Origin of the sequence: Oerskovia gallyi (assembly GCF_014836745.1) — a bacterium.
GTDB lineage: Bacteria > Actinomycetota > Actinomycetes > Actinomycetales > Cellulomonadaceae > Oerskovia > Oerskovia paurometabola.
Window position 1 is genome coordinate 182,232 of record NZ_JACSQE010000007.1, and the last position, 26,993, is coordinate 209,224.

General features: G+C 72.7%; 23 protein-coding genes. 20 read left to right on the forward strand and 3 right to left on the reverse strand.

Annotated features, from left to right (window positions below; translation table 11 throughout):
• Window positions 1–21 precede the first annotated feature (21 nt).
• Both dinB and H9640_RS10560 read left to right on the forward strand, forming a co-directional pair.
• Window positions 22–1,281, forward strand: a complete 1,260-nt coding sequence (gene dinB, locus H9640_RS10555) for a DNA polymerase IV (protein ID WP_191790657.1) — start codon at window positions 22–24, stop codon at window positions 1,279–1,281.
• Window positions 1,282–1,358: 77 nt separating this feature from the next.
• Complete coding sequence (locus H9640_RS10560) at window positions 1,359–1,724, forward strand: DUF3040 domain-containing protein (RefSeq protein WP_372440708.1); 366 nt, start codon at window positions 1,359–1,361, stop codon at window positions 1,722–1,724.
• On the opposite strand, the gene H9640_RS10565 is transcribed toward H9640_RS10560, so the two are convergent.
• Genes H9640_RS10565 through H9640_RS10575 form a run of 3 tightly spaced genes read right to left on the reverse strand, consistent with a single transcriptional unit; the run spans window position 1,672 to window position 6,345 of the window.
• Window positions 1,672–4,014, reverse strand: a complete 2,343-nt coding sequence (locus H9640_RS10565) for a transglutaminase family protein (protein WP_191790659.1) — start codon at window positions 4,012–4,014, stop codon at window positions 1,672–1,674. The two genes, H9640_RS10560 and H9640_RS10565, sit on opposite strands and share 53 nt — an antisense overlap.
• Window positions 4,011–5,339 carry a DUF58 domain-containing protein gene (locus H9640_RS19635; protein ID WP_191790660.1) on the reverse strand — a complete coding sequence of 443 codons (1,329 nt, stop codon included), beginning with the start codon at window positions 5,337–5,339 and terminating at the stop codon, window positions 4,011–4,013. The genes H9640_RS10565 and H9640_RS19635 overlap by 4 nt, the downstream gene beginning before the upstream one ends.
• Before the next feature lies 1 nt (window position 5,340).
• Entirely contained in the window at window positions 5,341–6,345 is a 1,005-nt protein-coding gene (locus H9640_RS10575; protein ID WP_307824053.1) for an AAA family ATPase, read from the reverse strand.
• Between the two features lie 335 nt (window positions 6,346–6,680).
• Here H9640_RS10575 and mraZ point away from each other — a divergent pair, with 335 nt between their 5' ends.
• From mraZ to H9640_RS10665, 18 genes are all read left to right on the forward strand, one after another.
• A complete protein-coding gene (mraZ, locus tag H9640_RS10580; RefSeq protein WP_191790737.1) occupies window positions 6,681–7,115 on the forward strand; it encodes a division/cell wall cluster transcriptional repressor MraZ in 435 nt (144 codons plus the stop codon).
• A 242-nt stretch (window positions 7,116–7,357) separates the two neighbouring features.
• Entirely contained in the window at window positions 7,358–8,380 is a 1,023-nt protein-coding gene (gene rsmH / locus H9640_RS10585) for a 16S rRNA (cytosine(1402)-N(4))-methyltransferase RsmH (protein ID WP_191790661.1), read from the forward strand.
• Complete coding sequence (locus tag H9640_RS10590; RefSeq protein WP_191790662.1) at window positions 8,377–8,820, forward strand: hypothetical protein; 444 nt, start codon at window positions 8,377–8,379, stop codon at window positions 8,818–8,820. Before rsmH ends, H9640_RS10590 begins: the two co-directional genes overlap by 4 nt.
• Before the next feature lie 164 nt (window positions 8,821–8,984).
• Entirely contained in the window at window positions 8,985–10,856 is a 1,872-nt protein-coding gene (locus tag H9640_RS10595) for a peptidoglycan D,D-transpeptidase FtsI family protein (protein WP_318243735.1), read from the forward strand.
• Window positions 10,857–11,109: 253 nt separating this feature from the next.
• A complete protein-coding gene (locus tag H9640_RS10600) occupies window positions 11,110–12,792 on the forward strand; it encodes a UDP-N-acetylmuramoyl-L-alanyl-D-glutamate--2,6-diaminopimelate ligase (RefSeq protein ID WP_191790664.1) in 1,683 nt (560 codons plus the stop codon).
• Window positions 12,789–14,192, forward strand: a complete 1,404-nt coding sequence (locus H9640_RS10605) for a UDP-N-acetylmuramoyl-tripeptide--D-alanyl-D-alanine ligase (RefSeq protein ID WP_191790665.1) — start codon at window positions 12,789–12,791, stop codon at window positions 14,190–14,192. The genes H9640_RS10600 and H9640_RS10605 overlap by 4 nt, the downstream gene beginning before the upstream one ends.
• Window positions 14,189–15,289, forward strand: coding sequence for a phospho-N-acetylmuramoyl-pentapeptide-transferase (gene mraY, locus H9640_RS10610; RefSeq protein ID WP_191790666.1), 1,101 nt, complete (start codon window positions 14,189–14,191; stop codon window positions 15,287–15,289). The genes H9640_RS10605 and mraY overlap by 4 nt, the downstream gene beginning before the upstream one ends.
• Window positions 15,289–16,752 carry a UDP-N-acetylmuramoyl-L-alanine--D-glutamate ligase gene (murD, locus tag H9640_RS10615; protein WP_318243736.1) on the forward strand — a complete coding sequence of 488 codons (1,464 nt, stop codon included), beginning with the start codon at window positions 15,289–15,291 and terminating at the stop codon, window positions 16,750–16,752. Before mraY ends, murD begins: the two co-directional genes overlap by 1 nt.
• 4 nt (window positions 16,753–16,756) lie before the next feature.
• On the forward strand, window positions 16,757–18,394 hold the full coding sequence (locus tag H9640_RS10620; RefSeq protein ID WP_307824056.1) for an FtsW/RodA/SpoVE family cell cycle protein: 1,638 nt from the start codon (window positions 16,757–16,759) through the stop codon (window positions 18,392–18,394).
• Window positions 18,395–18,520: 126 nt separating this feature from the next.
• Window positions 18,521–19,645, forward strand: a complete 1,125-nt coding sequence (gene murG / locus H9640_RS10625; protein ID WP_191790667.1) for an undecaprenyldiphospho-muramoylpentapeptide beta-N-acetylglucosaminyltransferase — start codon at window positions 18,521–18,523, stop codon at window positions 19,643–19,645.
• Between the two features lie 98 nt (window positions 19,646–19,743).
• The gene (murC, locus tag H9640_RS10630; protein WP_225227052.1) at window positions 19,744–21,189 is read left to right on the forward strand and encodes a UDP-N-acetylmuramate--L-alanine ligase; all 1,446 of its coding nucleotides are present in this window, start codon (window positions 19,744–19,746) and stop codon (window positions 21,187–21,189) included.
• Complete coding sequence (locus H9640_RS10635; protein ID WP_191790669.1) at window positions 21,189–22,241, forward strand: cell division protein FtsQ/DivIB; 1,053 nt, start codon at window positions 21,189–21,191, stop codon at window positions 22,239–22,241. The genes murC and H9640_RS10635 overlap by 1 nt, the downstream gene beginning before the upstream one ends.
• Window positions 22,242–22,414: 173 nt before the next feature.
• Entirely contained in the window at window positions 22,415–23,740 is a 1,326-nt protein-coding gene (gene ftsZ, locus H9640_RS10640) for a cell division protein FtsZ (protein ID WP_191790670.1), read from the forward strand.
• 3 nt (window positions 23,741–23,743) lie between these two features.
• Window positions 23,744–24,529 carry a polyphenol oxidase family protein gene (locus H9640_RS10645; RefSeq protein ID WP_318243737.1) on the forward strand — a complete coding sequence of 262 codons (786 nt, stop codon included), beginning with the start codon at window positions 23,744–23,746 and terminating at the stop codon, window positions 24,527–24,529.
• A gap of 145 nt (window positions 24,530–24,674) precedes the next feature.
• Complete coding sequence (locus tag H9640_RS10650; RefSeq protein ID WP_030150500.1) at window positions 24,675–25,160, forward strand: cell division protein SepF; 486 nt, start codon at window positions 24,675–24,677, stop codon at window positions 25,158–25,160.
• A gap of 26 nt (window positions 25,161–25,186) precedes the next feature.
• Window positions 25,187–25,471, forward strand: coding sequence for a YggT family protein (locus H9640_RS10655; protein ID WP_191790671.1), 285 nt, complete (start codon window positions 25,187–25,189; stop codon window positions 25,469–25,471).
• Window positions 25,472–25,625: 154 nt separating this feature from the next.
• Window positions 25,626–26,282: a DivIVA domain-containing protein gene (locus tag H9640_RS10660; RefSeq protein ID WP_191790672.1), complete on the forward strand. Its 657-nt coding sequence runs from the start codon at window positions 25,626–25,628 to the stop codon at window positions 26,280–26,282.
• Between the two features lie 162 nt (window positions 26,283–26,444).
• A complete protein-coding gene (locus H9640_RS10665) occupies window positions 26,445–26,906 on the forward strand; it encodes a TraR/DksA family transcriptional regulator (RefSeq protein ID WP_191790673.1) in 462 nt (153 codons plus the stop codon).
• The last annotated feature ends 87 nt before the right edge of the window (window positions 26,907–26,993 follow it).

Consider the following 26,993-nt stretch of genomic DNA (forward strand, 5'->3'; position numbering starts at 1 on the left):
GCCCCTCGTGGCGGGCGTGCGATGAGCCGCGGCCCACGAGCCACGCAGGCTCGACGCGACTGGGGGGACGACGAGACGGGCTGCTCCATCCTGCACGTCGACATGGACGCCTTCTTCGCCTCGGTCGAGCTGACGCGCCGCCCGGAGCTGGTGGGGAGGCCCGTGATCGTCGGCGGGGCCGAGCGCAGCGTCGTCCTGGCGGCCACGTACGAGGCGCGCGAGTTCGGCGTCCACTCGGCCATGCCCATGGCGCTCGCCCGTCGGCTGTGCCCGCAAGCCGTCATCGTGCCTCCTGACCACCGGGCGTACCAGGACGCTTCGCGCGCGGTCATGGAGATCGTCCACGAGATCACGGCGCTCGTCGAGCAGATCAGCATCGACGAGGCGTTCCTCGACGTGAGCGGCGCCCGTCGCAGGCTGGGCGCGCCGACGTCCATCGCCCAGGGTCTGCGGGAGCGGGTCCGGCAGGAGGTCGGCATCACCTGCTCCGTCGGGATAGCCACGACCAAGTTCGTCGCCAAGCTCGCGTCCACGCACGCCAAGCCGGACGGCCTGATGCTGGTCCCGGCAGCCTCGACCGTGCCCTTCCTGCGCACGCTGCCCGCAGGGGCTCTGTGGGGGGTCGGGGAGCGGACCGAGAAGACGCTCGCGGGATGGGGCATCACGACCGTCGCGGAGCTCGCCGACACCGACGTCGCGACGTTGCAGGCCGCGGTCGGGAAGGCGGCCGGTGCCCACCTGCACGACCTCGCCTGGGGTCGGGACCCCCGTCCCGTCGAACCCGGGCGTGCCGAGCAGAGCATCGGTGCCGAGACGACGTTCGCGCAGGACCTCTACGACTTCGCGGTCATCGGATCGGCCTTGCTGGGCCTCGCGGACCGGTGTGCGTCCCGCCTGCGCAGCCAGGGGTTCGTGGCGCGGACGGTGTCGGTGAAGGTCCGGACGGCGGACTTCCGCACGCTCACGCGTTCCCGAACGCTCGCTTCGCCCACCGACGTGGCGCAGGAGATCCACGCCGTGGCGCTCGAGCTCGCACGGGGCGTGGACCGACGTGGCCTGCCCGTGCGCCTCGTGGGTGTGCGTGCGGAGAACCTGGAACGTCGGGGCGCCTCGGTCGAACAGCCGACGCTCGAGGAGTCGGTGCAGGAGGCGTCCGGCGCGCAACGCGAGGCCGAGCGGGCGCTCGACCTGATCCGCGACCGTTTTGGGGTGAATTCGATCGGCCCGGCGTCCACGCGACGGCGCTCGACTACCACCCGGGCAGATGTAGAACTATCCTGAGGGGGACACATATCAACCGCTGAGAACCGGGGGTGCCCATGCCTCTGTCAGAGTACGAGCAGCGCGTACTGGAACAGATGGAAAGAGCGCTGACCTCGGATGATCCGCGGTTGGCGACGACGCTTCAGTCGAGCCCCCGGAAGTCGGGTCTGCGCTACGTCGCCGCAGGCGTCGGCGTCGTCGGAGGACTGCTTCTCCTCGTGTTCGGTGCGGCGTCGGCCTCGCCGGTGCTGGGAGTCGCCGGGTTCGTCGTGATGTTCGCGGGCGTCGCGTTCGCGTTCTCCGCGCCCCGCAAGTCGACGACCGGTCCGGTCGGGGTCGTGGACGAGCACGGCAAGGTCACGCCCCCGAAGGCCTCGGCCAAGGGAGGCGCGTCCCGTCAGGGCTTCCTCACCCGACTGGAAGAGCGTTGGGACCGTCGACGCGAGCAGGGCGGTCGTTGAGCTCTTCACGAACCCCCGCCACCACCTGGTCACGCAACGCGGCCAGGTCGTTCGGCGGCGGAGGAGACCAGGTGCGCGCGTAGCGCTCCGACTCCACCTCTGCGGCCAGTGCGACGAGGGCGTCGACCGTCGTGTCCGGGAGGTGGCGGCCCGTCCTCTGCGCGACCTGGCTCGCCACGACGGCCGGGACCTGGCGGAGCGTGACGGACGTCTGCCAGCGAACGCCCAGGTCGTCGAGCTGCCGGACGAGGTCCGCCCACGTCGACTCGACGTCGAGCTCGGGGGTCGAGCCCCCTCGGCGTCGCACCGCCACCCACCCCACGACCGACAGGACGAGGACGACCACCAGGGTGATGATGCCCGCGCCCCAGCCGCCCCCTGAGGTCGCCTGGCCGTCTTCCTGCCCGGCACCTGCCCCTGGCGCCGGAGCCGTGGTCTGACCGGTTCCGGCCGTGGCGTCCGGGCCGACCTGGCTCGTCGGCACGTCGTCGGGCACGGACGTCGAGTCGTCACCCGACGGGCCGAGCAACGGGTCGGCCCAGGAGGGGACAGGGCCGGCCTGCACCGCGGGGGTCGGCTCGAACCTGACCCATCCCTGACCCGGGAAGTACAGCTCCGGCCAGGCGTGCGAGTCCTTGCCGGTGACCTGGTAGACGTTGTCGCTCGTGCGCTCGCCCGGCAGGAAGCCCACGGCCAGGCGCGCCGGGATCCCGACCGAGCGGGCCATCATCGTCATCGAGGTCGCGAACTGGACGCAGTATCCTTCGCGGTCCTGGAGGAAGTTCCACACCGTGTCGTCGGTCGCGCCGTCGGGGACCTGCGTGGAGTAGGTGAAGTTGGCTCCGTCGCGGAAGTAGGACTGCAGGGCGACCGCGGCGTCGTAGCGCGTCGTGGTGCCCGCGACGATCTCTTCGGCAAGGGTGCGGATCTCGTCCTGGTGCGCGCTGTCGGGGACCTCGACCACGTTGGGGTCGTCCACGTCGTCGCCCGAGCTGGTCCGCAGCGCGTCGGCGGTCAGCTGGCGCGCGAAGACCTCGAACGAGTAGGTCATGCCTGGCGTCGTCGCAGAGCTCCCCGACACCTCGTCCCGGGAGTCGTCGTAGAACCACTCGCCCTCGACGTCGATCGACCTGGGCTCGGTCGGCAGGACCAGCTTCTCGTCGCGCAGCGTCCGGAGCGTGACGTCGACCGTCCGGGGGTCGCCCGACCCGATCTCGGCGCCGGTGGGCCACAGCACCTGCCCGGCGTCGACCGGGGGGCCTTGCCTCGAGTCGCCGCGGCGCCAGCTCTTCCCGTCGAAGCCGGTCAGCGTGAACATGCGCAGGGGGCCGATGCTGGTGCTGGTTCCTCCCTGCGCCGCCTCCTGCGGAAACTCGTAGGTCAGCGCGACCTCCTGGGAGCGGGCGCCGAGGTCGTCCTCCATGTCCAGGTCGCTGGCCAGGCGTTCGGTCGGGCCGGCGGTCGTGAAGAACGCCGACCACGGCGAGCTCAGGATCTGGGGGATCGCGCCGGCGGCGCTGCCCGCGACGAGCGCCACCACGGCGATCGCCGCAGTGGCTCCCAGGATTCCTCCGGCACGCAGGACCCGTGCGGCGGGGCTGACGGGGGCGGCCGCTGCGCCCCGGCGACGGCTCGCGAGGTGCGGGTTGTCGACCGCCACGAGAAGAAGGAGCGCGACGACCGTGACGACGAACACTGGCGGCGGGATGGCGCCTTCGATGACCAGGGGCGGGATCCACAGGGCGAGGAGCGGGAGCGCGGCTGCCGCGGGGAACCGCAGGCCGCCCACGACGAGGTCGGTGGCGAGGAAGACGAGGGCGGCACCGGCCACCGCGATGAGGGCGAGGGGGAACGAGGGGTCGATCGGGGCGACCTCGGCGGCGATCAGTGCCCGCCCCGCCGCGAGGCGGGCCAGGAGGCGATCGATGCTCGCGCCGCTGATCGCGAGGTCGATGCCGCGTGAGGTCGGCCCGCCGAACAGGGCCAGGAGTCCCCAGGCCCCGACCACCAGTCCCGCCAGCGTGGGGACGATCCCCCTGAGCCCGACGTCGTGGCGTCGCGAGCGAGCATCAGGACCGCGCTCGAGCAGGAGTCGGGTGCCCCCGGTCACGAGTGCGAGCACCAGGACGAGCGCCGTCCCGGTGCTGGTCCACTGCCCTGGTCCGATGAGCACCGTGAGGGCTCGGAACGACGCGAGGGTCGCGACGACGACGAGGGCGGTGGTGGCGACGACCCGCAGGACGGTCGCGCGCGAGGCGCGGCGGGTTGGCTGGGGGGACGTGCTCGTCACCGGTGCTCCTCCATGAGTCGGTTCCATGCGTCGGTGATCGTGGTGGAGCGCGGGTCGACGGCGACGGCGTGCCACCCGATCGTGCGGAGCCTGGTCAAGGTGTCCTGGACGGCGGCGTCCCGGTCGTCGTGCGCGGGGGCGACGACGAAGGCCCAGTGGTTGCCGTCTCCCGCCAGCGGGACGAGCGACGGCCCGGAGAGGGGGCCGAGAGGGCCGATCACCGCGAACGTCAGCTCGCCGGGACGTCGAGAGGCTCGCAGCGCGTCCGCGGTCGCCGCGAGAGCGCGCTCCGCGTCACGCGGGCTGGCGTGGCCCTCGAGGTCGATCGTGTCGTCGAGGATCTGAGCGGCACCGTCGCTCCCGCGCCCGGTCGAGTAGGGGTACGCCTCGAGGGCAGGCGCCGCGGTCGACGCGACGAGCCGGGCCGGGTGTCCGGCACCCAGGAGCGTGACGGCGACCGAGGCCGCCGCCTCGACCGCCCATTCCCCGTCCTGCGCCGCCCGCGACGACCTGTCGGTGTCCGGAGGGGGGAGGACTCCTCGGTCGAGGAGCACGGTGACGGGCGGCACGCCGGCGTTCTCGTCGGTGCGCACCATGAGCTGTCCTCGGCGGGCGGCCGTGGCCCAGTGCACGCGGCGGGGGTCGTCGCCCGAGACGTACTCCCTCAGGATGCTGTCGTCGCTCGACGAGGTGCGCGCACCGTTGGCTGACCGGGCGAGGTCGCCGAAGGCGCGCGACCCGCGTGTCGCCAGCTCGGTCGTGCGCGGGCGGACGGAGACCATGCTCCGTTCCCCGAGCGGCTGCGCGGCCCGGACGAGGCCGAAGACGTCCACCCTGCTGGTGAGGACGGGGCCGAGCGGCCAGCGACCGCGGTGCTCGGGGCGCAGCCGGTAGCGGACGGCGATCCGGTCGGGGTGCGAGACGACCTGCGCGCGCAGCGCGTCGTGCTCGCACAGCTCGGCCGCTGCCTGCTCGCTGATCTGCAGCCGAGCGAGTCGTGCGAGCGCCGTCGCGGTCGGGGAGACGGGGGAGACGAGGAGCCGGGTGGTGACCTGATGACCGCGGACCGCGGGATCCGGCTCGACACGGCGCGAGACGCGCAGGGCGCCCCGGCCCCGGTCGATCCTGCGCAGCGCCATCCAGGCCCAGGCACCGCCGACGACGAGCAGCCCTGCTGCGCCGAGCGCGACGAGGTCCGCGAGGCCGAGGGCGGTGCCGGCGGCGACGAGGGCGACGCTCGCTGCGAGGACTGCGGTACCCCGGGTGGTGGGACGGACTCGCGCGAGCCTGCTCGGGCTCCGCGGTGCGCGACGCGGACCAGGCACCTCAGTGACGTTCCGTCGCCGTGTGGGCCGGGATCGGGGTCGCCTCGACGAGGGAGCGCACGACCTGCTCGGTCGTGCGGCCCGCGAGCCGGGACTCGGTCGAGAGGATCAGCCGGTGCGCCAGGACGGGCTGCGCCAGGAGCTGGACGTCGTCCGGCAGGACGTGGTCACGACCCGCCATCGCGGCGACCGCCTTGGCGGCGCGCAGCAGCTGGAGCGAGGTACGGGGGGAGGCGCCGAGCTTCAGGCCGGGGTGCTCCCTGGTCTGGGTGACGAGCGCGAGCACGTAGCGCTTGACGGCGGGCGAGGCGTAGACGGACCGGGCGACCTGGGCGAACCTCAGGATCGTCGGGCCGTCGACGACCGGTTCGATGTGCTCGAGCGGGGTGTCCGACTCCTGGCGCTCGAGCATCTCGAGCTCGGCGTCGAGGTCCGGGTAGCCGACCGTGAGCCGGGCCATGAAGCGGTCCCGCTGCGCCTCGGGGAGGGGGTACGTGCCCTCCATCTCGACGGGGTTCTGGGTCGCGACGACGAGGAACGGGCGAGGGAGCCGGTGCGTGGTCCCGTCGACCGTCGTCTGCCCTTCCTCCATGCACTCGAGCAGGGCGGACTGGGTCTTGGGCGACGCTCGGTTGATCTCGTCGCCGATGACGATGTTGGAGAACACGGGTCCCGGACGGAACTCGAAGTCGTGGGTCTCCGTGCGGAAGATGTTGACCCCGGTGAGGTCGCTGGGCAGCAGGTCCGGTGTGAACTGGATGCGCCCGACGTGGCAGTCGATCGTCCGGGCGAGCGCCTTGGCGAGCGTCGTCTTGCCGACGCCGGGGACGTCCTCGAGGAGGAGGTGTCCCTCTGCGAGGAGGACGGCGACCGTCAGGTGGACGAGCTCCGGCCGTCCGGAGATCACCGACTCGATCCGGGTCCGGATCCGTCCGGTCGCCTCGACGAGCTCGCCGAGAGGATCGATCCCGTCGCGCCGTGGCGCGGTGGAGTAGTCGGTGAGCACGAGAACCTCCGTTGGTCACGCCTTGCATCTGGAAGGTCGAGCCTAGTTGACCATCCTCCCCACTTCCCTCCACGTCCGGATCACGGGATCGTCCGCCGGGCGCGCGGACCGGGGACGAGTCGGGCGTACTCCGCGAAGGCCCCGCAGCGGCGACGCAACGCGCGCGGCGCGCTCCACTGCTGCCCATGCCTTCTGACCTGCGGAGATTCTGCGAAGAGGGGTGAAATGAATCCGATATCCCAGGCCCGGTGGAGGCATGTGGAGTACTGTGGAGGACGAGGGAGCGGGAGGGGAGGTGCAGGCTGATGAACGAGTCGTTCAGCGGTTCTCCGAGCCTGCTCCTCGGGACGTACACCCCTCGGCTCGACGACAAGGGACGGCTCATCCTGCCTGCGAAGTTCCGTGGACAGCTCGCCTCGGGGCTGGTCATGACCAGGGGGCAGGAGAGGTGCTTGTTCCTCCTGCCGATGGACGAGTTCCGCCGGATGTACGACCAGATCCGCCAGGCCCCCGTCACGAGCAAGCAGGCGAGGGACTACCTCCGCGTCTTCCTCTCGGGAGCCAGCGACGAGATCCCGGACAAGCAGGGCAGGATCTCGATCCCGGCCCCGCTGCGGACGTACGCGGGGCTCGACCGGGACGTCGCCGTGATCGGTGCCGGCACCCGTGTCGAGATCTGGGACGCCGCCGCGTGGGAGACGTACCTCGCCGACCAGGAGGCCGAGTACGCCGTCACGGCCGAGGAGGTGCTCCCGGCGTTGCGCTTCTGACCGCACGGACCTCCGGGTCCGACCCGCACGAGAGACCAGCACGAGCAGCACGAGAAGCAGGTGGCAGGCTCCGCACGATGAGGCCTCCTCCCGCCCGGTCTGGCGCACTTCCCCGGCGCCAGAAAGGACGCGGAGGGAGACCTGATCGGGCGGGGCGGCCCGCAGGACGAACGACGAACAGCCCCGCACAGAATGCACCACCCCTCTTCAGCCCGACGAGGACCGACCAGGAAGGAGGCGTCATGACCACACCTCGCAGCACGTCAGGATCAGGAGCGGAGGACCGTCACGTGCCGGTCCTCCTGCAACGGTGCGTGGACCTCCTCGCCCCTGCCCTCGCCGAACCCGGTTCCGTGCTGGTCGACTGCACGCTCGGGATGGGTGGCCACACGGAGGCGGTGCTCGAGCAGGTCCCCACCGCACGTGTCGTGGGGATCGACCGCGACCCGCAGGCCATCGCGCTCGCCTCGGAGCGGCTCGCCCGCTTCGGTGAGCGGTTCCAGGCCGTGCACGCGGTCTACGACGAGATCGGCGAGGTCGTCGCGGACCTGGGGCTGTCCGCCGTCCAGGGCGTCCTCATGGACCTCGGCGTCTCGTCGCTGCAGATCGACGAGTCGGAGCGCGGCTTCTCGTACGCCCAGGACGCACCGCTCGACATGCGCATGGACACGACGGCGGGCCTGACGGCGGCCGACGTCCTCAACACCTACGACGAGCGAGAGCTGACGAGGATCCTGCGGGAGTACGGCGAGGAGCGCTTCGCGCAGCGGATCGCGCGAGCGGTCGTCCGTCGCCGTGAGGTCGAGCCCTGGACCCGCAGCGCCGCTCTGGTGGACCTCGTGCGGTCGAACATCCCGGCTGCCACGCGCAAGACCGGCGGCAACCCGGCCAAGCGCACCTTCCAGGCGTTGCGGATCGAGGTCAACGGCGAGCTCGAGGTGCTCGAGCGCGCTGTACCGGCCGCTGTCGACGTCCTTGCCGTGGGAGGCCGGATCGTCGTCGAGTCCTACCAGTCGCTCGAGGACCGCATCGTCAAGCGCGAGCTCGCCCGCGGCGCGACGTCGAGCGCGCCGGCCGGGCTGCCCGTCGAGCCCGAGACCCACAAGCCCTATCTCAAGCTGCTCGTCCGCGGGGCCGAGGAGGCTCCTGCCGACGAGCTCGAGCGCAACCCGCGCTCGGCCTCGGTCCGGCTGCGGGCCGCCGAGAGGCTGCGACCCACACCTGACCACCTACGCCACCGCCCACGAGGGGAGAACAAGCCATGAGCGCACGACAGGCCGCTGCCCGGCCTCTGACGTCGACCAGCCCGGCGCCCGCCCGCAGGCCGTCGCTCACCGCCCTGCCGGGAGGCGCAGCGGGGAGGTCGCAGCGCCCGCGGCTCGAGGCGGTGCGAGCCCCGCTGCAGGTGCGGTCCCGCGTGCCCTTCCTGGTCCTGTGCATGTCGATCCTCGGGGCCGCGCTGCTGGGTGCGCTCCTGCTGAACACGACCATGGCCAAGGGGTCGTACCAGATCTCGGACCTGCGGACCAAGGCGGGGGTGCTCGAGCAGGACACGCAGTCCCTGCACTCGCAGCTGCAGGCCGCGGCGACGTCGCTCCACAGCCGCGCGACAGCGCTGGGCATGGTCGAGTCCGACGCGCCGACGATGCTGCGCCTGTCGGACGGTGCGATCGTGGGAGCGCCGGAGGCCGGGAGCGTCCCGTGACCCGTGGGGCGGACCGGCAGGGTCGTGGCGCTCAGCCACGCCGTGCCGGGGCGTCCCGTGGGAGCGCCTCGGCGCCCCGCAAGGCCGGCGACCGCTCTGCGAGCGAGGCGTCGGCCGCGCGCGGCGCGAGCAGCGCTCAGCGGTCGCCCGCGCAGGGTTCGACCGTGGCCCGCAGTGGTGGAGCAGGGCGGGGCACGGGGCTCGGCCGACCCGCCGCGGCCGCCCTGCCCGCCCCCGGGCGTCCGGAACGTCGTCAGCGCTGGATCATGGGGATCGCCCTGGCGGTCCTGCTGGTCTTCGCGGTCCGGCTCGTCTACGTCCAGGTCGTGATCGGCCCGAGCCTCGCTCAGGCGGCCGAGAACCAGCGCACGCAGTCGCACGTGACGATGGCGCACCGGGGGGACATCACGGACGCCGACGGCGTGGTGCTGGCCACGTCGATCGACCGCTACACGGTCTCGGCGGACCAGAAGACGATCCCGGACTTCGTGCCGTCGGCCCGGCACACGGTCGACGGGAAGAAGGTCGAGGGCACGGGGGCGGTCGCGCTCGCACGCCTGCTCGCCCCCATCCTCGACCGCTCGGCGCCCGAGCTCGCGGCCCAGCTCAGCGGGACGAACGGGCGGGTCAACCGCAACGTGATCCTCAAGAAGGACGTCGTCCCGGAGGTGCAGCGCCAGATCGTCGAGCTCGGTGTCTCGGCGTACATCAGCACGAAGCTGACCACCGAGCGCACGTACCCGGCGGGCACCACGGCCGGGAACATCGTCGGCTACGTCGGCGCTCAGCCGTCCGAGGACGGCACGACCGAGCAGGTCGTGGGTCTCGGAGGGATCGAGGCGACCTACGACGACCTCCTCACCGGGACCCCGGGGAGCGAGAGCTTCCAGCGTGCCGGAGGTGCGGGCGGGGTGCGGATCCCCGGGAGCACGCGCGAGAACGTCGAGGCCGTGCCCGGCAGCTCGGTGGCGCTGAGCCTCGTGCGCGACATCGGCTGGAAGGCCCAGGACTCGATCGACAAGGCGGTGGCGGAGACGGGGGCGGACTACGGGATCGCGGTGGTCCAGGACGTCAGGACCCAGGAGGTCCTGGCGCTCGCCGACTCGGGCGCGATCGACCCGAACGACCGCAGCGACGCGCGGGTCGCGGACGGCAGCCGAGCCGTCAAGGACGTCTTCGCGCCGGGCTCGACGGGCAAGGTCGTGACGATGGCCGCCGTGATCGAGGAGGGGCTCGCGACGCCCGCGAGCCAGTACGAGGTCGACTACACGTACACGACCGCGAACGGTGAGACCTTCAGGGACTCGCACGTCCACGGGCTGGAGAAGCTGACCCTCGCGGGCATCCTCGCGGAGTCCTCCAACACCGGCACGGTCATGGTCGGCCAGGACCTGCCCAAGCAGACCCGTGAGGACTACCTGCGGGCCTTCGGGTTCGGGGCGAAGACCGGGCTCGGGCTGCCCGGCGAGTCCGCGGGCCTCCTCGCCCCGGCCGACAAGTGGGACGGGCGGACCGAGTACGCGGTCCTGTTCGGCCAGGGGCTGGCGGTCAACGCGGTCCAGGCCACGAGCGTCTTCTCGACGATCGCCAACGGTGGCAAGCGCGTCGCCCCGACGCTCCTCAAGGGCACGACGGGCCCCGACGGCGTCTTCACCCCCGCCCCGGCGCGCGAGACGACCCAGGTGGTGTCGGAGTCGACGGCCGACCAGGTCCTGCACATGATGGAGGCCGTGGTCGAGGAGGGGTCCGGCGCAGCGGCGGCGATCGACGGCTACCGTGTGGCCGGCAAGACGGGCACGGCGGAGGAGGTCGGTGCGGACGGGCGGCTGACGGACATCATGGCCTCGTTCATCGGGGTGGCCCCCGCCGACGACCCGCGGTACACCGTGTCGGTGTTCCTCAAGAACCCTCGGACGAACATCTTCGGCGGGCTCGTCGCAGCACCTGTGTTCAAGGACGTGATGGGCTTCACGCTGCAGCACATGAACGTGCCGCCGAGCTCGAAGGTCGAGGAGCCCTACGCGACCGAGTGGTGACCGCGTCGGCGCGTAGCCGGGGGTGCGCCCGTCGGGCAGCCTCCCAGGCGGGCGCGGGGCGCGGGGCGCGTGCCGAGGTGCCGCTCCGGGTGCCCGTGGCGACGGCGCCCTGCGGACGGCCCTGTGGGGGTTCCCACACGGGCCGACGCGGCGTGCGCCGAGCACGACGGACGTGCGTGAAGGTCCCGTGAAGTACCCGGTCGGGGCGTCCTCGCCGACGGGGCGAGACCCTGACGCACGGTAGGTTCTACTCGTGACATCCCCGATCGACCGCCTTCGTCCCGCCACGTCCGTGCACCGCACAGCCCGGGAGCTCGCGACCGCCTTCGACCTCGTCACCGACGCCGGGGGGACGGCGTCGGGCCAGGGGGACGACGCCCTCGGAGCGACCGAGATCTGGTCCGTGGCCTCGGACAACCGCGTCGTCGCCGACGGCGACCTCTTCGTCGCCCTGCCCGGCGCGGGCACGCATGGAGCACGGTTCGCGAGCGACGCGATCTCGCGCGGCGCGCGTGCCGTGCTGACGGACCCGCAGGGCGCGCGGCTGCTCGCCGACGCCCAGGAGACCCGCGTGCCGGTGCTCGTGACGCAGGACCCGCGCACCGTCCTGGGGCACGTCGCGGCCTGGGTCTACGGACAGCCCGCAGCGCAGCTGACCACGTTCGCCGTGACGGGCACCAACGGCAAGACGACCACGACGTACCTGCTGGACCACGTGCTGCGCACCCTCGGGTGGAAGGGCGGCCTGATCGGCACGGTCGAGATGCGCTCGGGCGACCGGGTCCTGCCGAGCCGTCTGACGACTCCCGAGGCCGCGGACCTGCAGGCCCTGCTGGCCACGATGCGCGAGGACGGAGTCGGGACGCTCGCGATGGAGGTGTCCTCGCACGCGCTGTCGCTGCACCGCGTGGACGGCATCGTGTTCGACGTGGCGGGGTTCACCAACCTGAGCCAGGACCACCTCGACTTCCACGGGGACCTCCAGGAGTACTTCGAGGCCAAGGCTGCGCTCTTCACGCCGCAGCACGCGCGCCGGGGTGTGGTCGTGGTGGACGACCCCTGGGGCCGACGGCTGGCCGAGGTCGCCACGATCCCGGTGGCGACGCTCGCCGTCGCCGGCGGCGACAGGACCGACGCCACGGACGCGGACTGGACCGTGACCGACGTGCGCGCCGTCGACCCGGCCACCGGCACGGGAAGCTCGTTCGTCCTGCGTCACCGCGACGGCCGCGAGCTGCGGACCTCGACCGCTCTCCCCGGTGGGTTCAACGTGGCCAACGCGGCGCTCGCGCTGGCGATGGTCCTGGAGGCGGGCGCCGACCCGCGCGACGTCGCCACGGCGCTCGAGGCGGCCGGCGGCGTGAGCGCCCAGGTTCCCGGGCGCATGGAGGTCGTGGGCACCGCTCCACGCGTCGTGGTCGACTTCGCGCACAACACGGACGCGCTCTCGCTCGCCCTGGCCGCCCTGCGCCCGACGACGACGGGGCGCCTCGTGGTGGTGTTCGGCGCGACCGGGGACCGGGACAAGGGCAAGCGACCCAGCATGGGGGCGGTCGCGGTCGAGGGCGCCGACGTGGTCGTCGTCACGGACGACGACCCGCACGGGGAGGACCCGGCCGCGATCCGCGCGGAGGTGCTCGCCGGGGCGAGGGCGGCACAGCAGGTCGCAGAGGCGGGTGAGGGCGAAGACGTGCGCGACGACGTCGGGCACGGGGGAGCGGCGCACGCGCGAACCGTGGTCGAGGTCGCACCGCGAGCCACCGCGATCCATGACACGATCCGGGAGGCCGACGCGCAGGACACCGTCCTGATCGCGGGCCGTGGCCACGAGGTCTGGCAGGAGATCGCCGGGGTGGACCATGCCCTGGACGACAGGGTGGAGGCGCGCGCCGCACTGGCCGCGCGCCACGAGACGACGAAGGAGCACGGAGAATGATCGAGCTGACTGCGGCGGAGGTCGCCGCAGCGACCGGTGGGCGGCTGGCCGCCGACCCGGACGTGAGGGTGACCGGCTCGGTCGTCATCGACTCCCGACGGGTGCAGGAGGGCTCGCTCTTCGTGGCGCTCCCCGGGGAGCACGTCGACGGGCACGACTTCGTGCCGGTCGCGGTCGGCAACGGCGCGACGCTCGTCCTGGCGGCGCGCGACGTCGACGCGCCGGCGGTCGTCGTGGCGGACGTTCAGGCCGCGCTCGGCGACCTGGCCCGCGAGGTCCTGCGTCGCCTGCGCGCGACGGGCGACCTCCAGGTCGTCGGGATCACCGGGTCGGTCGGCAAGACCACCACGAAGGACCTCCTGGGGCAGCTGCTCGCTCCCCACGGCCGGACCGTCGTGCCGCGGGGCTCGTTCAACAACGAGATCGGCCTGCCCCTGACCGTGCTCGAGGCCGACGCCTCGACCCGCTTCCTCGTCCTCGAGATGGGGGCCAGCGGGATCGGCCACCTGACCTACCTGACGCAGATCGCGCCCCCCGACGTCTCCGTCGTCCTGGCCGTGGGCAGCGCCCACCTGGGGGAGTTCGGCGGGATCGAGGCAGTGGCCACGGCCAAGTCCGAGATCGTCACGGGCCTCGCGCCGGGGGGCACGGCCGTCCTCAACGCGGACGACCTGCGGGTGGTCGCGATGGCCGCCGTCGCGCCGGGACCCGTGCGGACGTTCGGCACCATCCCGGCTGCCGACGTGCGCGCCGAGAACATCGGGATGGACCGCAGCGGGTGCGCGTCGTTCGACCTGCGCGTGCGCGGGTCCGAGGTCGAGAACCTCCCGGTCCAGCTCCGGCTCGTGGGCGAGCACCACGTCACCAACGCGCTCGCGGCGGCGGCGGCGGCGATCCGGCTGGGGCTAGACCCGCGCTCCGTCGCGGCCGGTCTGAACGAGGCGACCGCGATCAGCCCGCACCGCATGGCGGTCACGGAGCGTCCCGACGGCATCACGGTGATCGACGACTCCTACAACGCGAACCCCGACTCGATGCGCGCCGCGCTCAAGGCCCTCGCGGTCATGGCAGGGCGTGAGCGCAGGTCGGTCGCGGTCCTGGGCGAGATGCGAGAACTCGGGCCCGATTCGCGCGCCGCTCACGACGAGATCGGCCGTCTCGTGGTGCGATTGAACATCAAGCTGCTCGTGGTGGTCGGTGACGGTGCCGGCGGCATCCACGACGGCGCCACCCAAGAGGGGTCCTGGGGCGATGAGACTCGTTTCGTGCCTGACGTCGAGGCGGCCTCCGCGCTGCTGCGCGACGAGCTCCTGCCGGGCGACGTGGTCCTGGTGAAGTCGTCGAACGGCTCGGGCCTGTGGCGCCTGGGCGACGAGCTCGCGGGTGAGGTGCGCCCGTGATCGCGATCCTCGTCTCCGCGTGCGTCGCGCTGCTCGTGGCCCTGCTGGGGACCCCGCTGTTCATCAAGTTCCTGGTCCACCGCAACTACGGCCAGTTCGTCCGCCAGGACGGCCCGACGGCGCACTTCACCAAGCGCGGCACCCCCACCATGGGTGGGGTCGTCATCATCGGGGCGACCCTGATCGGCTGGGCGATGTCCTACGTCGTGGCGTCGATCGTCTCGGACACGCCGAGGACGCCGAGCGTGTCCTCGCTCCTCGTGCTGTTCCTCATGACGGGCCTCGGCCTGGTCGGCTTCTTCGACGACTTCACGAAGATCCGCAAGCAGCGCAGCCTGGGCCTGTCCCCGCGGGCCAAGATCGTCGGCCAGGGGGTCGTGGGCGTCACGTTCGCGGTCCTCGCGCTCCAGTTCCCCAACGAGAACTTCCGCACCCCGGCCTCGACGCACATCTCGTTCCTGCGGGACACGAACCTCGATCTCGCGTTCGCGGGGGCGACGGTCGGCCTGATCCTCTTCGTCCTGTGGGCGAACTTCCTCATCACGGCGTGGTCGAACGCGGTGAACCTGACGGACGGCCTCGACGGGCTGGCCACGGGCGTGTCCGTGATCGTCTTCGGCAGCTACATCCTCGTGAGCATCTGGCAGCTGAACCAGAGCTGCCAGATCCTCGACGCCGCCGGGCCGCGCTGCTACGAGGTCCGCGACCCGCAGGACCTGGCGATCGTCGCCGCGGCCATCATGGGCGCGTGCGTCGGCTTCCTGTGGTGGAACGCGAGCCCCGCGAAGATCTTCATGGGTGACACGGGTTCGCTCGCCCTGGGCGGCGCGCTGGCCGGCCTCACGATCCTGTCGCGCACCGAGGTCCTCGCGGTGATCATCGGCGGCCTGTTCGTCATCATCGTGCTCTCGGACGTCATCCAGATCGGGTACTTCAAGATGACGGGCAAGCGGGTCTTCAAGATGGCGCCCTTGCACCACCACTTCGAGCTGTCCGGGTGGGGAGAGGTGACGATCGTCATCCGGTTCTGGTTGATCGCCGGCCTGTTCGCGGGTCTCGGGCTGGGGATCTTCTACGCGGAGTGGGTGGTCAGCTAGTGTCCGACGCGACCGACCATGCGCTGCGCGTCCCGTGGGACCGGGCACGCGTCCTGGTCGCCGGGCTCGGGGTCTCCGGTCGCGCCGCGGTCTCCGCGCTGACGACCCGGGTGGCCTCGGTCGTCACGGTGGACCGTGCGGCCCCCGACGCCGACACGGCGGACGCCGCGCAGGTCGACCTGTCCACGGTCGACCTCGTGGTCGCCTCGCCCGGGTGGGCGCCGTCGTCGGACCTGCTGGTGGCCGCCCGGGAGGCGGGCGTCCCCGTCTGGAGCGAGGTCGAGCTCGCCTGGCAGCTGCGCACGGCGCGTGCCGACGGGTCCTACGCCCCGTGGCTCGCGGTCACGGGGACGAACGGCAAGACGACCACGGTCGAGATGCTCACCTCGATCCTGACCGCCGCCGGGCTGCGCACCGCGGCCGTGGGCAACGTGGGCACGCCCGTCGTGACCGCTGCGCTCGACCCGTCCCTCGACGTGCTCGCGGTCGAGCTCTCGAGCTTTCAGCTCCACTTCACGCACAGCATGTCGGCCCAGGCCGCGGCGGTGCTCAACGTCGCGCCCGACCACCTCGACTGGCACGGCTCGCTCGACGCCTACGCGGGCGACAAGGGACGCGTCTACGAGCGTGCCCAGGTGGCCTGCGTGTACAACGTGGCGGACGCCCGGACGGAGCACCTCGTCCGGGAGGCCGACGTCGAGGAGGGGGCTCGGGCGATCGGCTTCACCGTCGGGGCACCCGCGCGGGCGCAGCTCGGCGTGATCGAGGACGTCCTGGTGGACCGTGCGTTCCACACGGCCCCCGACGACCCCGCGCGGCACCGCAGCGCCCAGGAGCTCGCGACGTTCGCGGACCTCGCGCACCTCGCGGGTCCCGACGGCGTGGTGCCCGTCCACGTGGTCGCCAACGCCCTCGCGGCCGCGGCGCTCGCCCGGGCGCACGGGGTGGACGCGCGCGCCGTCCGGGAGGGGCTGCGTTCCTTCAGCCCCGGCGCTCACCGGATCGCGCACGTGGCGACGGTCGACGGCGTCGCGTACGTCGACGACTCGAAGGCGACGAACGCGCACGCCGCGGCCGCGTCGCTCGGCGCCTTCGCGCCCAGGTCGGTCGTGTGGGTCGCGGGCGGACTGGCCAAGGGAGCGACGTTCGACGACCTGGTGCGCTCCCGCGTGTCGAGGCTGCGCGCCGTGGTGCTGATCGGGGCGGACCCCGAGCCTCTCGAGGGCGCACTGGCCCGACACGCACCCGATGTCCCCGTGGTCCGAGTCGATCCCGGCGACACTGGGACGGTGATGCAGCGCGCGGTCTCGAGCGCCCGTGGACTGGCGGTCCCCGGGGACACTGTGCTGCTCGCCCCCGCGTGCGCGTCGATGGACCAGTTCGCGTCCTACGCGACCCGCGGCGACGCGTTCGTGCGCGCGGTCCACGACCTGCCGGGTTCCGAGACCGAGCTGGAGGGGTAGCCCAGTGGCCCAGACGACGAGTGGGCGCGGGCCTGCGTCCCGCTCGGCCGCGGGCCGCACCACGCCGAAGCCTCCGGCCCCGGGCGACGCCCGGCCCACGACCGCTCGCCAGGCCGGGAGGGCGGCGCCGTCGAACCCCGTCCGGACGAAGGGGAGCGAGGCCGGGGGAGCCGCTCGACCCCGCACGCAGGCGGGCGCCGACGGCCCCCGTGCTCCTCGGGCCACCGGCACCGGGAAGCAGACGGGCGCCACCAAGGCCCCCGGCAGGGCAAGGCCTGCGGCGCGCGCGACCAGCACGGCCGCCTCGGGACTGCTCGGTCGGCGCAAGGACGGCGCGACGGCGAAGGCGGGCACCCCCCGCAGGCGACCGCGCGCGACCAGGCGCCCGGCCGTCGACGAGCGCGCCTGGCTGGGTCAGTGGGACAGCGCGGTGACGAGCTACTACCTGCTGGTCGGTGCGACGACCCTGCTCGCGATCATCGGTCTGGTCATGGTGCTGTCGAGCTCGGCGGTCACGGAGATCGCCGCAGGCCGCTCGCCGTACGAGGCGTTCTTCACCCAGGCCCGGTTCGCCCTCATGGGCCTGCCCGTGCTGCTCGTCGCGACGCGGCTTCCCACGAGCTTCTACCGGCACGCGGCGTGGCCGCTCCTGGGCGTCAGCCTGCTGCTCCAGCTCCTGATCTTCAGCCCGCTCGGCAAGGAGGTCAACGGCAACCTCAACTGGCTGAACTTCGGCTCGTTCTACGTCCAGCCCTCGGAGCCGGCCAAGCTCGCGCTCGCGGTCTGGCTCGGGGTGGTCCTCGGCCGCAAGCAGCGGCTGCTGGGGTCGTGGAAGCACGCGATCGTCCCGGCGGTCCCCGGCGCGCTCCTGGTCATGGGGCTCGTCCTGGCGGGCCACGACCTGGGCACCATGCTCGTGATCCTCCTGCTCGTGGCGGGGGCCTTCTTCGTCGCCGGTGTCGACTGGAAGCTCCTCGCGACGGCGGGCGGCATCTCCGCGGTCGTGGTCGGCGTCGGGTTCGTGGCCATGCAGGAGAGCTCGAACCGCATGAGCCGGTTCCTCGCGACCTACGCCGGCGTCTGCGACACGACGGACGCGAACGTGGGCACGGGGTGCTACCAGTCCGTCCACGGCCTGTGGGCCCTCGGGACGGGCGGGCTCGGCGGCGTGGGCCTGGGGGCGAGCCGTGAGAAGTGGAGCTACCTGCCCGAGGCGCACAACGACTTCATCTTCGGCGTGATCGGCGAGGAGCTGGGCCTGCTCGGCACGCTCCTCGTCCTCGCGCTCTTCGCGGTGCTCGGCCTGGCGATGAGCCGCGTGATCCGTCGGCACCCTGACCCGTTCGTCAAGATCACGACCGCGGGCATCGCCTGCTGGATCGTCGGGCAGGCGTTCATCAACATCGGGGTGGTGATCGGCATCGTCCCCGTGATCGGCGTGCCCCTGCCCCTCGTCTCCTCGGGCGGGTCGGCGCTCATCACGACCATGGCCGCGCTCGGCGTCGTCATCTCGTTCGCGCGCGACGAGCCGGGGGCGCGCGAAGCGCTCAGCGCCCGGGGGAGCGTGGTGCGCAGGTCGCTCGCCGTCGTCGGGCACGCCGGGCGGCGGGCCGTCCCGCGCAGACGTCCCCAGAAGCGATGACGCCGGACGGGTGCACGGGGCGGCGGTGCCGACCCGGGCCTCCCGGACGACGCGCACGGCTACTCTCAGGGTCCCGGACCGTTCCGGGACGGACAACCAGCGACAGCAAGGACAGGTGACAGGTACGTGGTGAGCTCTTCAGTCGGCTCGGTGGTGCTCGCAGGCGGCGGGACGGCGGGGCACGTCAACCCGCTGCTCGCGGTCGCGGACGAGCTGCGTGCGCGCAACCCCGAGGCGGTCGTCACGGTGCTCGGGACGGAGAGCGGTCTGGAGGCGGACCTGGTGCCCGCGCGGGGCTACCCGTTGCGTCTCGTGCCCAAGGTGCCGATGCCTCGCCGCCCGAGCGGCGAGTGGGTAGCGCTGCCGGGCCGGCTCAAGGCCGCGGTCGAGGCTGCCGGGGCCGTGATCGACGAGACGCGGGCCGAGGTCGTGGTGGGCTTCGGCGGCTACGTCTCGACCCCGGCCTACATCGCGGCGCACCGTCGCGGGGTGCCGATCGTGATCCACGAGCAGAACGCGCGACCGGGCCTCGCGAACCGGGCAGGGGCCCGGTGGGCGACGTCGGTCGCGCTCACGTTCGAGGGGACGCCGCTCAAGGGCGGCGTGGTCACGGGGCTGCCCCTGCGCTGGGAGATCGCGGACCTGATCCGCGACCGCGGGGTCGACGCCCCGACGGTCCGGGCCAACGCGGCGGCGTCGCTGGGCCTGGACCCGGCGCGCCCCACGGTGGTCGTCACGGGCGGGTCGCTCGGCGCGCAGAGCCTCAACGAGGCCGTGTCGGGTGCGGCGCGCGAGGTCCTCGCGACCGGGGCGCAGGTCCTGCACCTGACCGGCCGGGGCAAGGCCGACGCGGTGCGCGCCGTCGTGGCGGGCCTGCCGGGCTACGACGTGCGGGAATACCTGTCGGAGATGCACCTCGCGTACGCGGTCGCCGACCTCGTGGTGTGCCGGTCGGGCGCGGGCACGGTGAGCGAGCTCGCGGCGCTGGGCATCCCGGCGGTCTACGTGCCGCTGCCCATCGGGAACGGCGAGCAGCGGCTCAACGCCGCGCCGGTCGTGCGGGCCGGCGGCGGCATCCTCGTCGACGACGACGCGTTCACGGCCGCGTGGGTCGCGCAGAACGTGCCGGCGCTCGTGGCCGACGGCGACCGGTTGCGCACGATGGCCTCGCTCGCCTCGCGCGCGGGCATCCAGGACGCGGCGGCTCGGGTCGCCGACCTGGTCGCGCAGGCGGCCGGGGGCTCGCGGTGACGGGGACGACGGGCCGGGACGACGGCGGGGCGGCGGCGACGGCCCCGGCGCTCGCGGACCTCGGCACGGTCCACCTCGTCGGCATCGGCGGCGCGGGCATGTCCGTCGTGGCGCGTCTGCTCGCCGCGCGCGGGGTGCGCGTCCAGGGCTCGGACGCGAAGGACGGCGCCGTGGTCGGGGCCCTGCGTGCGGACGGGATCCGGGTGCTCGTGGGTCATGCGGCGAGCAACGTCGAGGGGGCCGACACGCTCGTGCTCTCGAGCGCGGTGCGCCCCGACAACCCGGAGCTGGTCGCCGCGCGGGCGGCAGGCCTGCGCGTGCTGCACCGCTCGGAGGCGCTCGCCGTCCTCATGGCCCAGGGGCGGTCGGTCGCCGTCGCGGGGGCGCACGGCAAGACGACGACGTCCGCCATGGTCGCGACGACCCTGCGCGCCGCGGGCCTCGACCCGTCGTTCGCGATCGGGGGCTCGGTCATCACGAGCGACGGCGCGATCCCGGGGGGCCACCTGGGTTCCGGTGACGTCGTGGTCGCCGAGGCCGACGAGTCGGACGGCTCGTTCCTCAACTACGCACCGACGATCGCGGTCGTGCTGAACGTCGAGCCCGACCACCTGGACCACTACGGGTCGCGCGAGGCGTTCGAGCAGGCGTTCGTCGACTTCGCGCAGCGGGTCGTGCCCGGCGGGTTCCTCGTCGCGTGCGCCGACGACCCTGGGGCGCGCGCCCTGGCGGACGCGCACCGCGCGGCGGGCGGCCGGGTCGTCACGTACGGCACGACGCCGGGCAGCGACGTGCTGCTGGCGGACGTCCGGCCCGACGGCGCCGCGGGGGTGGCCGCTCGGCTCACCGTCGTCGGTGGTGCGGAGGGTGGAGAGGCCCGACCTCTCGCCGGTGCGCTCGGTGCGCTCGGTGCGGGCGAGAGCCTGGGCCTCGACGTGGGCCTCGACCTGCGCCTGCAGGTGCCCGGCGCGCACAACGCTCTCAACGCAGCGGCAGCGGTCGCGACCGCCGTCCTGCTGGGCGTGAGCGCCGAGCGGGCCGTGGCGGGGGTCGGCGAGTTCCTGGGCACGGGCCGACGCTTCGAGGCGCGGGGCGAGGCGGGCGGGGTCCGGGTGGTCGACGACTACGCGCACCACCCGACCGAGGTCGCGGCGCTCCTGACCGCGGCTCGCCCCGTGGCCGCGGGTGGGCGGGTGCTCGTGCTCTTCCAGCCGCACCTGTTCTCCCGTACGCGCACGTTCGCGCGCGAGTTCGCCGACGCCCTGTCCCTCGCCGACGAGGTCGTCGTCACGGGCGTCTACGCGGCGCGCGAGGACCCCGACCCGGCCACGGGCTCGTGGACCATCACCGACCTGATGCCGGGCGGTTCGGCACGAGGCGTCGAGGACCGCGTCGAGGCGGCTCGTGCGCTGGCCGCGTCGGCGCGGCCCGGAGACCTCCTGCTCACGGTGGGGGCCGGGGACGTCACGGAGCTCGGTGCCGTCGTCCTCGACGCGCTCTCCGGGTCCGAGCCCGCCGCCCCTGCGGGGGAGGTCGAGGACTGATGCGTCCGCCGTCCCGTCCGCGTCCCGCTGCTCCTCGCCCGACCCCGGCGCCGCCTCGCGAGGAGCAGCCGGCCCGCTCTCGTCCGGCGACGCCCGGGCGGGCCCGTCCCGCGGGGACGCGGGACGACGTCGGGACCCCGGGGCACCCGGACGACGACATCGCGACGCAGCCGCTCGTGCTGCGGGGGAGCGAGCTCGCTCGGACCGGCTCGGCGCCCGCGGCGGGGACCTCGACGCGCGAGCGTCCCGCGACCGGACCGGTCCCCTTCGTCCGGGGGCCGGTGGGTGGTGGGGGTCGCCCCGTCGACCGCGTGGTCTCGACCGGGATGGCGGACCGGCTCGCCGAGAAGGCCGCGATGCGTCGGCACCGTCTCCGGAACCGGGTCCTCGGCTGGGCCGGTGGGGTGCTCGTGCTCGCGACCGCGGTCTGGGTCGCGCTCTTCTCGCCGCTGCTCGGGGCCGATCCCGCCAAGGTCGAGATCTCGGGGGAGGGGACCGTGATCGACATCGCCGAGGTCCAGCAGGTGATCGGGGGCGTGGCGGGGGTCCCGTTGCCCCGGGTCGACACCATCGGCCTGCGCGACGAGATCCTCGAGCTCAACGGTGTGCGCGACGTGCGGATCCTGCGGGAGTGGCCCGACGGGCTGAGCGTGACCCTGGAGTCGAGGGAGCCGGTGGCCGCGGTGCCGCACGAAGGGGCCTTTGCGCTGCTGGATCGTGACGGGGTCCAGGTCGCGACGGTCGAGGCGGTGCCGGAGGGGCTGCCGGCCATCGGCGTGACGCTCGACGAGGGGGGTGCGCGCTCGCTGCGGGCCGCGCGCATCGTGCTCAACGCGCTGCCGCCCGAGCTGCAGGCCGAGGTCGCCGAGGTCACGGCACCGACGCAGGACGCGGTCACCATGACGCTGCGTGACGGCGCGGTCGTCGAGTGGGGGAACGACGAGGACGCGGCGCTCAAGGTCAGGGTGCTCCAGGCACTCCGCGGGCTGCCGGAGAACCAGGGGGCCAAGCTCTACGACGTCTCGGCCCCGACGATGCCGATCACCCGGTGAGGGCCGGGGAGAGGTGTGACGTGAACCATCGCAGAGGTTTTCGCCGACACGCGCGGGCGGGTCGTTGATACGGCAGGGGCGGGCACCTACCGTCGACACAGCACAACCTGACATAACTATAACCCTCTAGTTGAGGGTGAAGGTTGAGGGCTACAGGATCGAGAGGCATTGACGTGGCAACTCCGCAGAACTACCTAGCAGTGATCAAGGTGGTCGGCATCGGCGGTGGTGGCGTGAACGCCGTCAACCGGATGATCGAGGTCGGTCTCAAGGGCGTCGAGTTCATCGCCATCAACACCGACGCGCAGGCGTTGCTGATGTCCGACGCGGACGTCAAGCTCGACGTCGGGCGCGAGCTCACGCGTGGCCTCGGAGCGGGTGCCGACCCCGAGGTGGGCAAGAAGGCGGCCGAGGACCACGCCGAGGAGATCGAGGACGTCCTGCGGGGCGCCGACATGGTCTTCGTCACGGCGGGCGAGGGCGGTGGCACCGGGACCGGTGGCGCCCCGGTGGTCGCGCGCATCGCGCGTTCGCTGGGCGCCCTGACCGTCGGTGTCGTCACGCGACCCTTCACGTTCGAGGGGCGCCGTCGTTCGGTCCAGGCCGACCAGGGGATCGAGGCCCTGCGCAACGAGGTCGATACCCTCATCGTCATCCCCAACGACCGGCTCCTGTCGATGTCGGACCGCAACGTCTCGGCGCTCGACGCGTTCCACTCGGCCGACCAGGTCCTGCTCTCGGGCGTCCAGGGGATCACGGACCTCATCACGACCCCGGGCCTGATCAACCTCGACTTCGCCGACGTGAAGTCGGTCATGCAGGGTGCGGGCAGCGCCCTCATGGGGATCGGCTCGGCACGAGGCGAGGACCGCGCGGTCCAGGCGGCCGAGCTCGCCATCTCCTCGCCCCTGCTCGAGGCGAGCATCGACGGTGCGCACGGCGTGCTGCTCTCGATCCAGGGCGGCTCGGACCTCGGTCTCTTCGAGATCAACGAGGCCGCGCGACTGGTCCACGAGGCCGCGCACACCGAGGCGAACATCATCTTCGGTGCCGTGATCGACGACGCCCTGGGTGACGAGGTCCGCGTGACGGTCATCGCGGCCGGGTTCGACGGTGGCACGCCCCAGATCCGCAAGGACGCCCGTGCGCTGGGTCAGGTCGCCGGCACGCCCGCGACGCCACCCGCTCCGGCGCCGGTCCCGGCGCCGGTCCCGGCGGCGGTGCCCACGGCCACGGGCAGCCACACGCTGCCGCGCCCGGTGGTCCCGATCACCTCGGAGCCCGACGACGTCCCCGTGACCTTCGGGGGAGGGGCGGCCACGGTCTCGGCCGGCTACGCGCCGATCCCGACGTTCAGCGTCGTCCCCACCGACGAGAACGTGAACGCCGAGCAGGCGGCGGCCGACCGTTCCGCCCAGGTCGAGGTGCCCCGCCTGTACGACGAGGAGCCCGTCCGGCGCAAGGTCGAGGACCTCGACGTCCCCGACTTCCTGAAGTAGCCCGTGCTCGATCCTGCACTCCCCGCACCCCCGGTTCTCGAGGTCGACCTCGGGCCGGGGGTGCGTGCTGCGTTCACCGGTCGTGCGGGAGGCACGTCGCCCGCGCCCTGGTCGGGGCTCAACCTCGGGCTGGGCGTCGGGGACGACGCCCAGCGCGTCCTCGGCCACCGGGCCGCGGTCGGCCGACTCCTCGGTGCGCCCCTCGTCTTCGGCACCCAGGTGCACGGTGCCGGGGTCCGTGTGCTCACGGCGGACGACCGGGCAGCGCGGGTCGAGCGTGACGCGGGGGCTGCGACGTGCGGCGAGCACGACGCCCTCGTCACGGCCCAGCCCGGCCTCGGGCTCGGTGTCCTCGTCGCCGACTGCGTCCCGGTCCTGCTCGCCGACCCCGAGGCCCGGGTCGTCGGCGTGGCCCACGCGGGTCGGCAGGGCCTGCTCGCAGGGGTCGTCGGTACGGCCCTCGACGCGCTGCTCGCGCAGGGGGCGCGAGCGGGCCGGGTGCGTGCCGTCGTCGGGCCCGCCGCGTGCGGGCGGTGCTATGAGGTCCCCGAGGAGATGCGCGACGAGGTGGCCGCCCTCCGTCCGGGCACCGAGTCGACCACGAGCTGGGGCACGCCCGCGCTCGACCTGCCGGCGGGAGTCGTCGCCGAGCTGCGTGCCGCCGGGGTGGCGGAGATCGTCGAGACCGGGATCTGCACCCTCGAGGACGAGCGCTTCTACTCGCACCGTCTCGCGACGCGCCGCGGCGCCACCACGGGGCGGTTCGCGGGAGTCGTCGCCCTGGGATGAGCCGGTGCCCGTCTCGTGCCGTGCGTGATTCTCACCCCACGGCCCGTTGTCGCTTCCTGGGCGTGTCGCATCACGCGCGTGTCCGGGGCTGGGTTAGCGTGCAAAGCACGGAACCAGCAGTCGACATGAGGACGGAGAGAGGGCGATGGCCGGAGCACTTCGCAAGACCATGCTTTACCTGGGCCTCGCTGATGATCGAGGCGAGGGCGACCAGGAAGAGTTCATCGACGAGTACGACGACTTGGGGGCCGACGTGCCGACCGACTACCAGGCTCAGGTGACCCCCCTGCACAGGACGGTCGCCCCACGAGAGGTACCCCAGACGAGCATGTCAGCAGCAGAGCTCCGCCGGATCACCACCGTGCACCCGCGTTCCTACAACGACGCCCGCGTCATCGGGGAGGCGTTCCGTGGTGGCACACCGGTCATCATGAACCTCTCCGACATGGACGACGCGGACGCCAAGCGTCTCGTCGACTTCTCCGCGGGGCTCATCTTCGGTCTGCACGGGGCCATCGAGCGCGTGACCAACAAGGTCTTCCTGCTCTCGCCCGAGCACGTCGAGATCACGGGCGAGGAGCAGGCGCCCGAGCCTCCGGTGAGCCGCGCCGGCTTCTTCAACCAGAGCTGACCGCGGACTCTGGCACAGTTGACCCTGTGAATTTCGTCTTCGATCTGCTGGCATTCGTCCTCGGCCTCTACCTCGTGGTGCTCATCGGACGTGTGGTGTTCGACTGGGTGCAGGTCTTCGCGCGCGACTGGCGCCCCCGCGGTGTCATGCTCGTCCTGGCGGAGGCCATCTACTCCCTGACCGACCCGCCGCTGCGCGCACTGCGCAAGGTCATCCCGCCCCTGACCCTCGGTCAGGTGCGGATCGACCTCGGGTTCATCGTGCTCTTTCTCGCAGTGTCGTTCGCTGCACAGATCCTGAGGTCTCTGTAAACACGTAGAAATCTGACATCACGGCGTTCTTGCGACCGGTGGCCCCGACGGGGCCTCGGTCGGAGTCCGCCTCCGCTGACAATCTCCGCTACTTTGGACTGTGGCGATCTCGAGATCGCCCGGACTGACGGCGCAAACGCATTGAGGTGAGACGATGGCACTGCTGACAGCAGAGGACATCCTGAACAAGAAGTTCTCCGCGACGAAGTTCCGCGAGGGCTACGACGTCGAAGAGGTCGATGACTTCCTGGACGAGGTGGTGAGGACGCTCAACTCCGTGCAGGAGGAGAACGACGACCTCAAGACCAAGTTGGCCGCAGCGGAGCGACGCGTCGCCGAGCTCAGCCGCGCCGACGCCTCGGCGCCGTCCAAGCCGGCCGTGGTCGAGACCCCGTCCGCTCCGGAGCCCGCACCCGTCGTCGCGAGCTCGGCTCCCGTCCTGGGCAAGCCGGCCGCGGAGCCCGAGTCGGCCACGGGCATGCTCCAGCTCGCCCAGAAGCTGCACGACGACTACGTGCGCTCGGGCCAGCAGGAGGGGGACCGCCTCATCGCAGAAGCGAAGGAGGAGGGCACCCGGATCGTGCAGGAGGCCGAGGAGACCTCGCACCGCACGCTCTCGCAGCTCGAGCAGGAGCGCTCGCTCCTGGAGCGCAAGATCGACGAGCTCCGCCTCTTCGAGCGGGACTACCGCACGCGTCTCAAGAGCTACCTGCAGAACCTCATGGGGGACCTCGACAACCGCGGCAGCGCTCTCCCGCCCCGCAGCGGTTCCGGCGCGGGTCGCTCGAGCGACCTCAGCGCGGGCATCTAGTCCACCTGCCACCTGGCAGACGATCACACCAGGCGTGCGGACCACAGGGTTCGCCGTCGGTCGGTCCGTGACGACGCACCACACCGGTCCATCCGGCGTGGTGCGTTGTGCGTACCGGCAGGCGGCGTCTACTCTCACCGCAACTCGAACCGGAGGGGCGACATGACCAAGCTCAGCACCGCGACGCGCGCGGTCGTACGACAGCAGTTCCCGAACCTAGCTCGCGACGTCAAGTCCTTCCCCGTGCGTGACGGTGAGGAGCCGTGGACGGTGAAGGAGGCGGAGGAGCAGGCAGCGACCCTGCTGGAGGAGCGCGAGCGCCTCGAGCGAGAGCTCACCGAGGCCGACCAGGAGCTCTCGGAGCTCCTGCGCAACTCGGGGGACGGTGCGGGTGACGACCAGGCGGACTCCGGGTCCAGCGCGCTCGAACGTGAGCAGGAGCTCACCCTCGTCAACAACATGAGGGATCTGCTCGAGCAGACCAAGCACGCGCTCGACCGCATCGCGGCCGGGACCTACGCGACGTGCGAGGCGACCGGGCTCCCGATCGGCAAGGCGCGTCTGCAGGCCTACCCGCGGGCGAACCTGTCCGTCGAGGCGAAGCAGCGCGAGGAACGTCGCTGACGCGACCGCCCTGCGTACGCGAGAAGGCCGCCGGCCCCCCCGGGGCGGCGGCCGTCGCCGTCCCGGCTCGTGGCCCAGCGGCCGGCC

Excerpts from the sequence above, each read along its gene's own strand:
- dinB (WP_191790657.1), top strand. The coding sequence starts at position 22 with ATGAGCCGCGGCCCACGAGCCACGCAGGCTCGACGCGACTGGGGGGAC.
- H9640_RS10560 (WP_372440708.1), top strand. The coding sequence starts at position 1,359 with ATGGAAAGAGCGCTGACCTCGGATGATCCGCGGTTGGCGACGACGCTT.
- rsmH (WP_191790661.1), top strand. The coding sequence starts at position 7,358 with ATGACCACACCTCGCAGCACGTCAGGATCAGGAGCGGAGGACCGTCAC.
- H9640_RS10590 (WP_191790662.1), top strand. The coding sequence starts at position 8,377 with ATGAGCGCACGACAGGCCGCTGCCCGGCCTCTGACGTCGACCAGCCCG.
- H9640_RS10605 (WP_191790665.1), top strand. The coding sequence starts at position 12,789 with ATGATCGAGCTGACTGCGGCGGAGGTCGCCGCAGCGACCGGTGGGCGG.
- murC (WP_225227052.1), top strand. The coding sequence starts at position 19,744 with ATGTCCGTCGTGGCGCGTCTGCTCGCCGCGCGCGGGGTGCGCGTCCAG.
- H9640_RS10635 (WP_191790669.1), top strand. The coding sequence starts at position 21,189 with ATGCGTCCGCCGTCCCGTCCGCGTCCCGCTGCTCCTCGCCCGACCCCG.
- H9640_RS10650 (WP_030150500.1), top strand. The coding sequence starts at position 24,675 with ATGGCCGGAGCACTTCGCAAGACCATGCTTTACCTGGGCCTCGCTGAT.
- H9640_RS10660 (WP_191790672.1), top strand. The coding sequence starts at position 25,626 with ATGGCACTGCTGACAGCAGAGGACATCCTGAACAAGAAGTTCTCCGCG.
- H9640_RS10665 (WP_191790673.1), top strand. The coding sequence starts at position 26,445 with ATGACCAAGCTCAGCACCGCGACGCGCGCGGTCGTACGACAGCAGTTC.